Raw genomic sequence first — 14,175 nt, forward strand, 5'->3', positions numbered from 1 at the left:
GGCAGTGCATCCGGATGGCCCCAGCACCCCGGCCCTGGCGCGCTGGTTGTACGTCGGCCTGAGGTGCTATTCGCCCAAGCCCGCGCGGCGGGCGCGGACCACCGCTTGGGCGCGGTCGGCCACCTGGAGTTTGGCGAAGATGGACGTGAGGTGGTTCTTGACGGTCTTCTGGCTGAGGAACAGGGCCCGCGCGATCTCCGCGTTGGACTTGCCAGAGGCCAGCAGGTCGAGGACCTCTCGCTCCCGCTGGGTCAGCTCGGGGAACGGGCCGCTGTCGGGCCCGCTGGTGAGGAAGCGGCGGATCCTTCGCGCCACGCCCGGCCCGTACACCGCCTCTCCCCGGGCGACGGCGGACACGGCGGCGAGGAAGTCGGGGCCGGCGGTGCCCTTGAGCACGTACCCGCGCGCGCCCGCACGCAGCGCGGCGAACACCGACGCGTCGTCTTCGCTCATGGTGAGCACGAGCACGCCGAGGTCGGGGCGGCGGTCGATGAGCTGCCGGGTCGCCTCGGTGCCGGACATGCCGGGCATGACCAGGTCCATCACGACGACGTCGGGGTCGAGGGAGAGCGCGAGCTCGATGGCCTCCTCGCCGTCGCCGGCCTCGCCGACGACCTCGGCGCCGCCGATCTGTTCGAGCAGCGCCTTGAGGCCGTGGCGGAGCAGCGGGTGGTCGTCCACCAGCAGCACACGAATGGAATCTGTGGGGCCGTTCATAGGGGAAGCACCGCCTCCACGAGGGTCCCGCGTCCGGGCTCGGACGAACGTCGCAGCTCACCGCCCACTTCGGCGGCGCGTTCTCGCATGCTGCCGGATCCTACGCCCTCGCGCAGCGGCTCCGGCAGGCCGCGCCCGTCATCGCGGATCCGCAGTACCAGCCGGTCGGGCACGACCTTCACGATGATCTCCACGTTGGCGGCGCCGGCGTGCTTGAGCGCGTTGGACAGGGCCTCCTGCGTGATCCGGTACGCGGCCACCTCCACGGCCGCGGGGAGGGCTGGCAGCGGTTCGGGGATGGTGACGGCGACGTTCGGGCCCTTTGGGGCGTCCAGCGCGAGGTCCTCCAGGGCTCCGGACAGGCCCAGCTCGTCCAGAGCGGGTGGGCGTAGGTCGTAGACGATCCTCCGGACGTCTCCGACGATCGCCTGCGCCAGCTCCCTGACGCCGGTGACCTGCTCGCGCAGCTCTGGTGGTGCCGTGGCCTCGATCACGTACAACCTCAGCCCGATCGTGGTCAGGTCCGCGCCGAGGCCGTCGTGCAGGTCGCGGCGCAGGCGGCGGCGCTCCTCCTCGCGCGCCTTGACCAGGCGCTCGCGTGAGTCCCTGACCTCCGTGGCCAGCCGCACCGCCGCCAGGGCCACCGCCAAGTGGGGCGCCAGATCGTCGAGTACCGCCCGATCCGCCCTGGTCAGCGGCTCCCCTGGCGACCGGGGCGCCGCCCGCAGCTCCCCTTCCGTCCGTCCACCGCTCAACAGCGAGATGCGTACACCATCATCGGGAACGCCACCGAAGACCGAGACGGGGACCTCGGCGACGGTGAGCACGGCGACGGACGGCAACCGCAACGTCCGCGCCACGGTCTCGGCCGCGCCGTCGAGCAGCTCGGTCGGCGCGGCCGTCGCCTCCAGCCGCTGCCCAAGATGAGACAGGGCCGCGGCGGGCTCCCCCCGGTTCCCGAACAGCACGCGGCTCACGGCCCGCTGCACGGCATCGCGCGCCGGCGCGAACGCCACCGCCACGACGCCGGTGGCCAGCAACGACTCCAGCACACCACCCTGCTGCCTGAACATCGCGTTCACGGTGGCCACGGTAGCCACATAGGCGCCCAGCAGCAGCGCCGCGACCAGGATGTACACGACGGTACGCCGGATCAGCACCTCGATGTCGAACAACCGGTAACGGAAGATCGATACTGCGGTGGCCAGCGGCAGGGCGGGGAGGGTCAGCGCCAGCAGCCAGATCCCAACGGACCACGTACCCCCGGAATGGGTGGAGTCGACCAGCACCGCCAGCGCGATGGCGACGGCGGCCGGGAGCAACGGCATGAGCTGACGCCGATCCTGAGCCCGCCGCACCCGCACCCCCAGCGCGACCGCCCCCACGACGGCTGCCGCACTCACCACCACCCCGAAACAGGCCGCGATGATCTCGGTCGGCACGAACCCCACCGGGCTCGGCCGCTCACTACCCCAAACCCACACCATGTCCCTGAACATGAGCAGGACCTGCAGGATGGCCATGCCCGCGATGAGCGCCCCCATGACCGGCCGCCACCTTCGCGACGGCAACCGCCCGTCAGGCAGGAACGCCGGCAGCAGGAACAACGGCCCGAACCCGGTGAAGAACACCCAGTTGACCACCCAGGAGCTGAACTCGGTGCCCGGCCATCCGTGGGCTTGGCCGTACACACTGTAGCCACCCGCCAGCGCCTGCAACGCCAGCCCTGTGCCGCCCAAACAGAACAGCCACCCAATGGGATTACGGGGTTGCCGCGCTACGATCAACGCTCCCACCAGCGGATAGGTCAGCCCCACTACGGCGTCCAGCAGAAGGTACGTAGCGTCCTGAACCGGGACGTTGACCGTGAGAACGGCGCCGATCAGGATGGCCGCTGCGCCCGCACAGGGGATCGCCCAAGGCCAGGTGGGAACACGCACAGGAACATCGTCCCGTTACGCCCCATCTGGGGCAATGGGACCAGAGTCCCGCCCCACCCAGGACCTTGCGGGCCGGCGCCGGCATCTTGTGCCCCGCAGGTGGCCGGCCGAGGGAGGCGGCCGACGAGGGAGGCCTTCCCCGAGTCGGGACCCGGTGGGGACCGGGTGCTCAGGCGGGTGGGACCGGTGGGCGAGTGGACTGCTGTCATGCACACGACATCGCCACCGATCACACACCGAGTCACCCGACGGCAGCTCACGACCTTCGCCCTCGTCCTTCCCGCGCTCGTTCTGCCCACCGTGGCCTTTGCCGTGGCTCAGGGTGTGGATCTGGATCGGCTCGATGACGCCCCGGCCGGTGCGCTGATAGCGCTGTACGGGCAGGCGTTCATGCCGGCCGTGGCCGCGCTGATCGCGTGGTCGGTGGGAGACAAGGGACTACGCGGCTTCCCCTGGGGATTCCGCCGTACCCCGTGGAGGAACATCGCGGTGGCGTGGGTGCTGCCGGTGCTGGGGACGGGGCTGGCGTACGGGACGGCCTGGGTGACGGGGGCGGCGCGTTTCGACCCCGGATCCACCAGCCTGCCGCCTCTGATGAGCGTGTTGCTGGGCCTCGTCCCCGGGGTGGTGCCGTACATGGTGCTGGCGATCGGGGAGCAGCTGGGTTGGAGTTCGTTGCTGGTCACGCGGCTGTCCGAAACCAGAGGCGCGGCCGTGATCGTGGGGCTGGCGTGGGCGGCGTTCCACTTCCCGTTGATGCTGTTCGTCCCAGGGGCGGTCCGGGCGGGGGTGCCCACGCCGTACGCGCTGCTGTGGTTCACGGTCGAGGCCGTCGCGTTGGCCTTTCCGCTGGTGGGGCTGCGGATTCGTACCGGGAGCATCTGGCCGGTCCTGGTGCTGCACGCGACCCTGAACGCCTCCATCTACCTCGCTGCCGAGCCCCTGACCGCGGCGACCGCACACTCGCCATGGTGGCTGGGCGAAGGGGGCGCGCTCACGTCGGGCGCGATGGTCGTCGCCGTGCTGGCCACCCGGCGTTGGTGGCGTGACCCCAGGAGCGTGACCCGATGACGAAGGTGGGGCTGCGCATGCTGGGCTCCTTCCGCGGCGAGGTGGCGGGCGAGCCTGCCAACCTCGGTCCCGCACGTCAGCGCGCCGTTCTGGCCATGCTGGTCGGTGCGGGAGGGCGGGTGGTCACCACCGACGGGCTCATCGACGGCCTGTGGGGCGGCCGGCCGCCGGCCACCGCGCTGGCCTCGCTCCAGGTGTACGTCTCCAACCTCCGCCGTGTCCTGGAGCCCCGCCGGCCACCGCGCGCCCCCGCGTCCGTGCTGGTCAGCGCCGTACCGGGGTACCGGTTGTGCCTGGACTCGCGGGACGTGGACGCGTGGCGGTTCAGGGAGCTGGCGTACGCCGCGTTCGCCGAGCAGGACCGTACGAGAGCGGTCGCCATCGCGGACGCGGCCCTGGCGCTGTGGGAGGGCCCCGCGTACGCCGAGTTCGCCCACAAGTACTGGGCGGCGCCGGAGGCGGCCCAGCTGGAAGAACTACGGCGAGCCACCGTGGAATACCGGGCCGAGGCCGCCCTGGACCTAGGATGGCACGCCCAGATCATCCCAGCGCTGGAGCAGCACACCCGCGATCATCCCTTCCGCGAGAACGCCGCGCGACTGCTCGCCCTGGCCTGTTACCGGTCGGGCCGGCAGGGTGACGCCCTGGCGGTGATCGCCAGGACCCGCCGCCTGCTGGTGCACGAGCTCGGCGTGGACCCCGGCCCAGGGCTGCGGGAACTGGAGTCGGCCATCCTCGCCCAGTCCAGGTCCCTGGATCTCGTCTCGCCGCAGCCGCTGCGGCTGGTCGCCACCGTGCCGTCCCGGCGCCGCACGCCCGCCCACCGGCTCCGGCGTCCGTGGAGCCGGTATGCGCCGTGCCACCGCTGCCCGCCATGAGGCCGCCCGTGAACAGCTCGCGTAGCCCGCCCTTGGAGCTGCCCCCCGCAGCGTTCGTGCGGTCCTCTGTGAAAGCGCAATACGCCCCCAACCCTTATCGCCAGGGCGGACCCACCGCCCGGCGGAACTCGAAGGAGAAGAAGACCATGAACATGCGAATCCTGGCCGGCAGCCTGGTGGGCAGCGGCGGCATCCTGTTCGCCCTCGGAAACGTCCTGCACCCCCTGGAGCACAGCGAGGCCGCCCACTCCGCCCCGACCTGGGAGGCGGCGCACCTCATCTTCGCCCTGGGCGGCATGCTGATCGCCGCCGGGCTCCCTCTGCTGATCGCTGTGAGCCAGGCGCTCCGGCCGTCCAAGCTGGCCTCGATCGGCGGGGTCGTGCTGGCGATCGCGTTCGCCGCCCTCGCTCCTGGCGCGTGGTTCGAGGCGTACGTCGCGCCACTGCACGGCGTCGCCGAACAGGTGGAGGCCGGTGGCGGCGGTGCGGTCAACGCAGTGGCCGGGATGGTGTGGATGGCGTCGCTGGTGACGTTCGGGGCCGGCCTCGCGTGGCGCGGGGCGCGGCGGTCGGTGCGGCTGGCCGGCGTGGCGCTGCTGGTCGCGGCACTGGTGCTGATCGTCGGTCCGGGCCTGCCCGTAGTGGAGGGATTGGTGATCATCCCGGCGACGGTTCTGACCGGTCTCGGGCTACTGGCCGTGGGCGCGGCGTCGGCGCGTACGACCGCCGAGCCCCTCGCCGTGAACGCCTGATGTCGTCCCATCACACCCGGTACCATCTCGACGACCAGCTCACCTGTACGGTGACCTGGTCGTCGGCCCCGGCCTCCCGGAGCCTGCCCAGGATTGCCGGCGTGCGGGGCGGTCACGCCACGTTGGCGGGTGGGTTCGACGGCGGGCTGGAGCACGTTGTTGCGCTGATTGGCGTAGCCGACAGGGGCGGCGCGAGATCGTCTGATCCGGCTGCACGTTCGACTAGGAGGCCAAGATCGCGATCATGTGCCGCAACACCAGGGTCACCGCCTACCAGCTCATGGTCCGGGTCCTTCGACTGGCCGTGGAAGGTGATCGGCACCGCATGCGAGCAGGCCGAGGGGCTGGGTAGAGAGAAGTACGCCCAGCTGTATGCCCGGATTGACGAGCTGGCCGCCGAGCTCGCCGCGGCGTCGCCGATGGCGTCTCACCGCGCCCCCGCCGACCTCGACGCCATCGCTCGCTACTACACCACCGTCGTGCAAGACCTCTCCGTCCAAGCCCGCGATGGCGCCACCCGCGCCGAGCTGGAAGCAGTCACCACCTACGCGATGGCCGCCTGGGCCAGCTCGGCGTGCTCGGCCTGGTCCTCAACCGCGTCGTGCTGCGGAACACCGCCTACCTGGACACCGCCGTCCAACAGCTGCGACGCGGCCGTCGACGACGAAGACGACATGTGACCTATCGAGGGATCCCCAGCGGACAGTGCTCGAGACAGTGCTCACCGGTACTGCCGGGAGGGTGCCGGTTGCCGCGGGCCTGACATCCCGGGGTGCTGTGTCGTCGAACTGGTGACAAGCCGAGATTCCACACCGATTGGAAGTGATGGGCACCGATGCCTGCGCACCGCGAGGTAGACGAAGCCAAGATCAAACAGCAGGTCGAGAAGATCGTCGAAGGAATCCGCGCCAAGGACCTCGGGGCCCTGAGGCAGCTTTACGCGACAGACGTCGTCTCCTTCGACGTCGAGCCGCCGCTGCAGCATGTAGGGATAGAGGCGAAGCTGGAGAACTGGACCAAGGCGTTCACGCTCTTCCAGGATGTGAATTATGAGCTTCGCGACCTGACACTCACCGTGGGCGATGACGTGGCATTCGGCCACGGTTTCGGTCGGCTCAGCGGCACGCTGAAGAACGGGACGGCGACGAGTGGCATGTGGGTCAGGGCCACGTTCTGCTTCCGGAAGACCGACGACCATTGGTTGATCGCGCACGACCAGGTCTCTGTGCCGTTCGACATCGCAAGCGGCAAGGGCGTGGCCGACCTCGAGCCCTGACGAATCGCCGAAGTCCGGGGGCGTCGCGGGCGCTGCCGCCGTCGAGCCCCTGGCCTGGTTTCGCAGGCCAGGGGCGCGGCGGTGCTGCCGATGACGCCCCTGTCCGTGCTGACCGGGGCGTCATCGGCCGAGCGGGTCCAGGCGGATGCGCCCGGCGACGGTCGCCGGTCAGACGCTGAGGGGTTCGTTGGCGTCCTGCTGGTGCCGGCACGATGAGACCTGGCCGCGGGACCAGAGTGCCCGGCGCCGGCGGCGAAGATGCCGGCGCACCATCAGAACACCATGGTGTAGCTGTGGACCGCCGCGAGCTGGACCAGCTGGGGTGTCGCCCTCCGCGCAGGTGACCAGCCAGGTCGTGTGCGGTGGCGTCGGCCGCGATGGTGTTGAGGAGCGCGGTGCCGATGTATCGGGTCCCCAACGAGGAATGCTGCTGGTTCAGAATCCGATGGTTTCGCGGAGCAGCAGGACGGTGGCGCGCCCGGGGTGGGGTTCTGCGTTGAGGATGAGAAGGCGGTTGAGGGCACTGGGCTTGCCGTAGACCTTCATGGCGCGGTCGTTCTCCAGCGGGAGGCAGTGGTCTTCGATGCGGCGCAGCGCGGTGGGCAGGTCGGACACCACCTTCTGCGCCCCGACGATCCAGATCGCTTGGGCGGCGGCGCCGGCGTAGCCGGGCAGCTGGCTTCCGCTGGCCGAGGCGACCACAAGGGAGCCGGTTTCGGTGACCGCGGCGACACTGCCCACGACGACGTCGGGGGTAGACATCAGCCGCCAGATCTCGCGCAGTTGGGTGGCGCGGTCCATGGCCAGGCCGCGTGGCTTGATGGCGTCGTAGCGCCCGCTGGTGTTGATGTCCTCCTCGATGCCGGACAGGCGGAGGGTCTCGCTGGCCCCGGTGAACACGCTGGCGCCCTCGGGTATCAGCTCTTTGATGCGGGTACGCGCGGCGGCGGCGTCGTCGAGGATTTCCACGGTGAAACCGTGTTCCGCCAGCGCAGCGGCCGCCCGCTCCAGGCGCTGCGCGGGTGCCGGGGCGGCGAACGGTGATGCCGGCATTGAGGTAGTCATGATGTCTCTGAGCTTCCTGTTCGCTGGATGATGTGTTCGTCTCGGCAGTACGACGACACAGCCCCCCGGAATGTCAGGCGACGCGCCAACCTCACAGTTCGACGCGCTATCTCGTCGAACAGGTGAGGGCAGATGCGACCAAGGGAGCCGTCGACACCATGACCATCCGATCCGAGCCAGGACACGGCCGGCCCGATCCCGGCCTGAGTGCGATCATGAGCGAGCGGCGTCAGCTGATCAATCTCGCCTACCGGCTCCTGGGCTCCCTGGCCGAGGCCGAGGATGTCGTACAGGAGACCTACGCCCGCTGGTACGCCATGTCCCGGCAGCAGCAGGACGCCATCGAGTCCCCCGGCGCCTGGCTGACGAGGGTCGCCGGCCGCATCTGCCTGGACGTGCTCGGATCGGCGCGCGCGAGGCGGGAGCGGTATGTGGGCGAGTGGATCCCCGAGCCGCTGCCCGAGTGTACGGAGTGGATCAGCGGTCGGCCGGGCGGTGCGACCGTCGACCCGGCCGACCGGGTCACCCTGGATGAGTCGGTCAACATGGCCTTCCTTGTCGTGCTCGAATCGATGACCCCGGCCGAACGCGTCGCGTTCATCCTGCACGATGTCTTCTGCCACTCCTTTGCCGAAGTGGCCGAGATCGTCGGCCGGACCCCGGCGGCATGCCGCCAGCTGGCCTCCTCGGCCCGCCGCCGCATTCGCGAATCGCAGGGCCCCGCGAGTCCGACAGCCCAGCAGGCCGGCATCGTCAGGGACTTCAAGCAGGCATGGGAGGCCAAGGACATCGACGCACTGATCGGCCTGCTCGACCCCAGCGCCACGGCGATCGCCGACGGCGGCGGCCTCGCCACCACCTTCCTGCACCCCATCGAAGGCGGCGAGCAGATCGCGCGCGCCTGGGTCGAGATCGCCGACCGGAGGCCCGGCAACATGACGCTCCTGGAGCGTACGGTCAACGGTCAGCCCGGTCTGGTGGCTCAGCAAGACGGCGTCACCGTGACGGTGTTCGCGTTCGAGGTCGCGGGCGACCGGATCAAGCACATCTGGGTAGTACGCAATCCCGAGAAACTCCGTCGCTGGACGACGGGTTGAGGCGCGTCTCCATACCAGGAGCGGCGCTCGGGTCGGCGCGACGTGCCCCCACCTGGTGCCCGGCGACCTGCGGCGACGCGTCTGCATACGGCGCAGAGCTCATGGTGATCATCAGCGACAGACCATGAAGCGATCATCCTGTTCAGATAGACCCAGTTTGGGGCCTGTCGCAGGAACCCGAGGGGTGGGCCTCACTCCTTCCGAAGCTGGCTGGCCCGAACTAACGCTGAGTAGTTGAGTGGGTGGCGGAGCGGCGGGGCTACGGTCGCTGTTCCTGCCCGGCGTCGGTCAGGGCCTTGTGCACGACGCCGGCCGAGACCTTGAACTCCGGCGGCGATGGTCCGGATGGATTCCCCGCGTTTGCGGCGGGCGAGAATCGAAGGATCAGGATTGTCCACTTCTCGCCCAACGATCTCAAGAGTCCGCGCGATCGAGCAGTCGGACGTGTCCCGGTCGAGTCGGGGGGTCCATGCCTGTGTCTTGCGCCGACAGCGACGGCTCACCGCGAAGGAGTCGCCACTGGATCGCCGACGGCGCAGTCACGCTCGGATGACAGTTCCGGCCGGCGACTCCGCGGCCGGCCCCGACCTCAGTCGTTGTCGGGCACCATCGAGACCACGACCTTGCCGGCCTTGGTGCGACCCTGCTCGACGTACGCCATCGCGTCGAGCGTCTGGTCGAACGGGAAGGTCCGGTCGATGACCGGGCGGAGCTTCCCGCTGTCGTAGAGGGCGGCGAGCTTGCGGAGCTGGAAACCGTTGGCCTGCATGAAGAAGAATTGGTAGCGCACGCCCAGCGCCTTGGCCTGCTTGCGGATCTTGCGGCTCAGCGTGTTCATGACCACACCCATGAAGCGCGGGGCGCCGAGCTGCTTGGCGAATCCGGCGTCCGGCGGCCCGACGACACCGATGGCCAGGCCGCCGGGCTTCAGCACGGTGAGCGACTTCTCGAGGTTCGCCCCGCCAACGGTGTCCAGCACCAGGTCGTAACCGGACACTACTGTCGAGAAGTCCTCCTTCGTGTAGTCGATGACGACGTCGGCACCGAGGCTCCTGACCAACTTCTCGGTGTCGGTGTCCGTGGTCGTCGCCACCGTGGCGCCGAGGTGCTTGGCGAGCTGGATTGCCGTCGACCCGAGGCCGCCGGCGCCGGCGTGAATGAGCACCTTCTGACCCGGCTTCACGCGGGCACGGTCGACGAGAATCTGCCAGGAGGCCAGGGCCACCAGCGGCACCGCGGCTGCCTCTTCGAAGGTGAGGGAGGCCGGCTTGGGGGAGACGTCGTCCTGGTCGATCGCGATGAACTCCGCGAAACCGCCGATCCGCAGGTCGCGCGGACGGGCGTAGACCTCGTCGCCGGCTTTGAGGCCGCGTACGGCGGGGCCGACCCGTATCACGATGCCGGCCACGTCGTGGCCGAGCACGAACGGAGCCTTGTACTTCAGGACCTGCTTGAGCTCTCCGTTGCGAACCAGTTTGTCCAGCGGGTTGATGCTGGTGGCTCTCAACTGCACCAGGACGTCACGGTCCCCGACGATGGGCTCGGGTACCTCTGCGGCGCGCGCGCCGTCCTTGCCATACTTCTCGACGACAAATGCCTTCATGTCAGTCAACCTTCCGTGTTGTCTTCTCGATGGCTTTCTTGGCGGTCGATGTGATCGTCCGGGCGGTTCGACTCCAGGCTTCGAGATGTCGCCGGAGCCGCCGGCCCAGCTGCTCGACCGCCTGGTCCGCAGCAGGCACGTGCCCTGCGCCCCGGGACGAACGAGTGTCGTCGTTCGGGATGGGCGGACCTCGGAGCCGCCGTCGCAGTCCGCCACCCGGCGGCCGAAGTAGCGTCACCAGCGTGGCGTTCACGCTCGCCGTAGTGGACGGCCATGGACGGCACACCGGTCAGATCAGCACGGCGGGCTGACCCCAAGGCCCTTTACGGCATCGTCGAGGCCGGCGGATCTCGCGGACATGCACAGCCCGAACCCATCCACCTCGCAACCTCACCCGGGATTGCCGTCATCAACAGACCACGACCACCCCGATCTCCCCTGCGGCGCGGCGCCCCGAAGCGGTGAGCGCCGACCAGGCGAGGGGTCAGGCCTGTTGATTCGCGATGCCGATGTACTCGCCCATCCGGTATTCGAGGTCGAGGCCCTTCTCGGCGACCAACGCCTGGAAGCCGGCCGCGCGCGTGAGGAACCCCGGCAGCGTCAGCGAGTGGGTGAACTCACCGTAGGCCGCGACCAGGTCGGCGTCCGGCGGCAGTGACGCACGGTTGACCATCGACTTGGCGGACGCCAGGGCGGTCCTGTCGAAGGAGGCCAGGCGGGCCGCCATCGTGTCCACGAAGTCGTCGAGCTCGGCGTCCGGCAGGGCCCGTGTGACCCATCCCCAGCGCTCGGCCAGGTCGGCGTCGTAGTCGTTGCTGCTCAAGATGGCCTCCAGGGCCCGGTCGCGGCCGGCGAACCGGGGCAGGCGCTCAGTCCCGCCGCCTCCGGGCAGCAGTCCGCCGCCCACCTCGGGCTGGCCGAACATCGCCTTCTCCCGGCTCGCGTAGCGCAGATCGCAGGCCAGGGCGAGCTCGTTGCCGCCGCCGCGGGTGCGGCCACGGATGGACGCGATCGTGATGTAGCTGGCCTTCGTCAGCCGCAGCACCATGTCGGTCCAGACCGGCACTGCGTCCTTGCCCTCCGGCACGGGGAAGTCCGCGGCGACCGCGAGGTCGAAGTGGTTGAAGAAGAAGTCGGGGACACCGCTCTTGAAGACCACGACCTGGATGTCGGGATCGTCGCCGAGCTCCACGACGAGCTCGTGCAACCTGGTCACGGTCTCGGGGACAAGCAGGTTCACGGGAGGGTTCGAGAACGTGATCGTGGCGATCTCGGGTGTCGGCCGTTCAATGCTGATCGTGCTGGGGTTGCTCATGTGCGCTCCATGCTGTGGTGTTCGTCGGCGGATCTCAGCGCAGTGCGGTGTCCCGCAACACGCTGAACGAGGGTCGCGGGGCCATGGGGACCGGCGCCGGCAGGCTCAGAGCCGGACGAGCATCTTCCCGATGTTCTCGCCCCGCATCAGCGCGAGGAAGGCCTCCAGGGTGTCGTCGATGCCGTCCACCACGGTCTCGCTGTGGCGCAGCTTGCCGCCGAGAATCCAGCCGCCGACCTCGCGCGCGAACTCCGGCTGGAGGTCCAGCTCTTCGGTCACCATGAAGGCCAGCATCCGCGAACGCGTCACGGACATGTTCCACAGGTTGCGCGGCCCCACCACCTTCTCGTCGTTGTACTGGGAGACCATCCCGCTCAGGACGATCCGGGCGTGCAGCTTGAGTGCGCCGATCGCCGCCTCCAGGTGCTCGCCCCCGACGTTGTCGAAGAAGACGTCGATGCCGTCCGGCGCCGCCTGCGCCAGCTGCTCGGCGACCGGCCCCTTCTTGTAGTTGAACGCCGCGTCGAAGCCGTACTCCGCTTCCAGCAGCTTGATCTTGGCGTCCGAGCCTGTGCTGCCGATCACCCGTGCGGCGCCCTTCAGCTTGGCGATCTGGCCGGCCACACTGCCGACGGCGCCCGCCGCGCCGGAGAGGAAGACCGTGTCGCCCTCCTTGATCTGCGCGAAGCGCGTCAGCCCGACGTAGGCGGTGAGGCCGGGGACGCCGAGTACGCCCAGGTAGGCAGACAGCGGCGCCGGCGCCGGGTCCACTTTCTGGGCGGTGGCCGCGTCGAGGACCGCGTACTCGCGCCAGCCCAGGACGTGCAGGACATGGTCGCCGGGTGCGAAGCCGTCGGCGTTGGAGGCCAGGACGCGGCCGACCGCGGGCCCGTCCATCGGCTCGCCCACCTCGTAGGGCTCGATGTAGGACTTCTTGGCGCTCATCCGGCCGCGCATGTAGGGGTCGACCGAGAGGTATTCGTTGGCGACCAGGAGTTGCCCCGGGCCGGGCGCGGGGATCTCCACCTTGCGCAGCGCGAAGTCGGCCGGCGCCGGGCGGCCCTCCGGGCGGGCCTCCAGGTGCCATGCGCGTCCGGTGGTGGGCAGGGTCTGTTCGGACATGAGAATCCAATTCCTTCGGGTGAAAGGTTTCATGACGTGGATCACGGCAACGCCCTTGTCGCGGCCTGTGGAATGTCGTTGCGGAACGGGCGGACAGTGGTGTCGCTCATGTCCTCCCGGTTTCCGTGCGTGTGGAGCAGGGCGAACGGGGGGTGAATGGCGCACGTCTCTTCATCGCAGGTGCGCGACAACAGAGCCGGCGTGCCGGCAGGAGGTCGCTGACGGTGTGGAAAGCCGCGGACCGGCTTCATGTGTGCGGTCTTCGGCTGGGAACGCGATCAGTCTCAGGCGCGAGCTGAGCGAGTCGCGCGCTGGTCTTCAGCGCGTAGGGGGTGTGGTGTCGTTCGCGCGGCAGCCCCGCCAGAAATCCGAGCGGCCGTCTTGGGTGCCCGTCCAGGTGGCGTGCACCGCGTTCACCTGCCCGGCCGATCCGATCCGATTCGATTCGGGAAGTGATTTATGGCGCGAGGAATTCCAGAGCCTTTTTGACGAAGTCTTCGTGATACTGGAATATGCCGCCGTGTCCGGCGTCAGGATACAGTGTGAGCTGGGCATCCGGCAGTCGTCGAGCCAGGTCGGCAGAATTACTGCTGGGCACCATCCTGTCGTCGTCGCCGTTTACCACCAGGACGGGTTGCTGGATATCCATCAAGTCGGAGGGCTCTTGCAACCCCCAGGCGTGGATGGCCTTGAGCTGGGAGCGGAAAGCCGCCAGCGAAATCGCCGTGTCCCGGTTGTCCGTACGCTCCTGCAGCCGTTTCAAGAACTGCCGGGCCGCCGCCTGGCCATTTGACGTTCGGGTGAAGAAGAGATAGTACTTCGGATCTTTGAAGGTCAGCGCGCCTTTTATCGTGTCGCGGATGGTGAGGGAGGTGACCTTGTCGATGCCTCGGCCGCCGGCCGGGCCTGTGCCGGCGAGAATGAGCCTGCGAACGAGCTTCGGCTCTTCTTCCGCGATCACCTGTGCGACCATGCCGCCGAGGGAGAAGCCGAGAAGATCGACCTGATGAAAGCCCATCACCTTGATGAAGGCGATGGCGTCACGCGCCATCGCGGCTATCGAATCCGGTGTTCTGCCTTGTGACGCGCCGACGCCTCGATTGTCGAAGGTGATCACCCGATGTCTGGCGGCGATGCCGTCGACGATCCTGGGATCCCAGTTGTCCAAGACCCCGGTCAAGTGGTTGAGGAAAATCACCGGCACGCCGGTGTGGGCGCCGAGCTGCCGGTAGGCGAAACTCGTTCCGCCGACATCGAGGGTTTGGGTGGGCGCGTGCCTGTAGGTGGTGATCATGGTTTCTCCCGGTGAATCGACGGTGTACCTCGTGTGGCCCAGAGG

General features: G+C 69.0%; 13 protein-coding genes. 6 read left to right on the forward strand and 7 right to left on the reverse strand.

Features of this window, described 5'->3' with window-relative positions; translation table 11 throughout:
- Positions 1–66: 66 nt before the first annotated feature.
- Positions 67–717: a response regulator gene (locus ACIBX3_RS55995; protein WP_397129007.1), complete on the reverse strand. Its 651-nt coding sequence runs from the start codon at positions 715–717 to the stop codon at positions 67–69.
- Complete coding sequence (locus tag ACIBX3_RS56000; RefSeq protein WP_397129008.1) at positions 714–2,657, reverse strand: histidine kinase; 1,944 nt, start codon at positions 2,655–2,657, stop codon at positions 714–716. The genes ACIBX3_RS55995 and ACIBX3_RS56000 overlap by 4 nt, the downstream gene beginning before the upstream one ends.
- 207 nt (positions 2,658–2,864) lie before the next feature.
- Between ACIBX3_RS56000 and ACIBX3_RS56005 the strand changes: the two genes are divergently transcribed.
- The 5 genes from ACIBX3_RS56005 (at position 2,865) to ACIBX3_RS56025 (ending at position 6,634) form a co-directional block, all read left to right on the forward strand.
- The gene (locus ACIBX3_RS56005) at positions 2,865–3,728 is read left to right on the forward strand and encodes a type II CAAX prenyl endopeptidase Rce1 family protein (RefSeq protein WP_397129009.1); all 864 of its coding nucleotides are present in this window, start codon (positions 2,865–2,867) and stop codon (positions 3,726–3,728) included.
- Complete coding sequence (locus ACIBX3_RS56010) at positions 3,725–4,606, forward strand: BTAD domain-containing putative transcriptional regulator (protein WP_397129010.1); 882 nt, start codon at positions 3,725–3,727, stop codon at positions 4,604–4,606. Before ACIBX3_RS56005 ends, ACIBX3_RS56010 begins: the two co-directional genes overlap by 4 nt.
- Before the next feature lie 146 nt (positions 4,607–4,752).
- Positions 4,753–5,358 carry a hypothetical protein gene (locus ACIBX3_RS56015; protein WP_397129011.1) on the forward strand — a complete coding sequence of 202 codons (606 nt, stop codon included), beginning with the start codon at positions 4,753–4,755 and terminating at the stop codon, positions 5,356–5,358.
- Positions 5,359–5,669: 311 nt separating this feature from the next.
- Positions 5,670–6,038 (forward strand): hypothetical protein, encoded by a 369-nt coding sequence (locus ACIBX3_RS56020; RefSeq protein ID WP_397129012.1) that lies wholly within the window; start codon positions 5,670–5,672, stop codon positions 6,036–6,038.
- A 155-nt stretch (positions 6,039–6,193) separates the two neighbouring features.
- On the forward strand, positions 6,194–6,634 hold the full coding sequence (locus tag ACIBX3_RS56025; RefSeq protein ID WP_397129013.1) for a YybH family protein: 441 nt from the start codon (positions 6,194–6,196) through the stop codon (positions 6,632–6,634).
- Between the two features lie 435 nt (positions 6,635–7,069).
- Here ACIBX3_RS56025 and ACIBX3_RS56030 read toward each other — a convergent pair whose 3' ends face one another.
- On the reverse strand, positions 7,070–7,687 hold the full coding sequence (locus tag ACIBX3_RS56030) for an LUD domain-containing protein (RefSeq protein ID WP_397129014.1): 618 nt from the start codon (positions 7,685–7,687) through the stop codon (positions 7,070–7,072).
- Between the two features lie 170 nt (positions 7,688–7,857).
- Between ACIBX3_RS56030 and sigJ the strand changes: the two genes are divergently transcribed.
- Positions 7,858–8,796: an RNA polymerase sigma factor SigJ gene (sigJ, locus tag ACIBX3_RS56035; protein WP_397129015.1), complete on the forward strand. Its 939-nt coding sequence runs from the start codon at positions 7,858–7,860 to the stop codon at positions 8,794–8,796.
- 589 nt (positions 8,797–9,385) lie between these two features.
- On the opposite strand, the gene ACIBX3_RS56040 is transcribed toward sigJ, so the two are convergent.
- From ACIBX3_RS56040 to ACIBX3_RS56055, 4 genes are all read right to left on the reverse strand, one after another.
- Positions 9,386–10,399: an NADP-dependent oxidoreductase gene (locus ACIBX3_RS56040; RefSeq protein ID WP_397129016.1), complete on the reverse strand. Its 1,014-nt coding sequence runs from the start codon at positions 10,397–10,399 to the stop codon at positions 9,386–9,388.
- 484 nt (positions 10,400–10,883) lie between these two features.
- On the reverse strand, positions 10,884–11,714 hold the full coding sequence (locus ACIBX3_RS56045; protein ID WP_397129017.1) for an enoyl-CoA hydratase/isomerase family protein: 831 nt from the start codon (positions 11,712–11,714) through the stop codon (positions 10,884–10,886).
- A gap of 105 nt (positions 11,715–11,819) precedes the next feature.
- Entirely contained in the window at positions 11,820–12,836 is a 1,017-nt protein-coding gene (locus ACIBX3_RS56050) for an NADP-dependent oxidoreductase (RefSeq protein ID WP_397129018.1), read from the reverse strand.
- 457 nt (positions 12,837–13,293) lie between these two features.
- A complete protein-coding gene (locus ACIBX3_RS56055; RefSeq protein WP_397129019.1) occupies positions 13,294–14,130 on the reverse strand; it encodes an alpha/beta fold hydrolase in 837 nt (278 codons plus the stop codon).
- Between the last annotated feature and the right edge of the window lie 45 nt (positions 14,131–14,175).

The organism is Nonomuraea sp. NPDC049480, from assembly GCF_044465905.1.
Taxonomy (GTDB): Bacteria; Actinomycetota; Actinomycetes; order Streptosporangiales; family Streptosporangiaceae; genus Nonomuraea.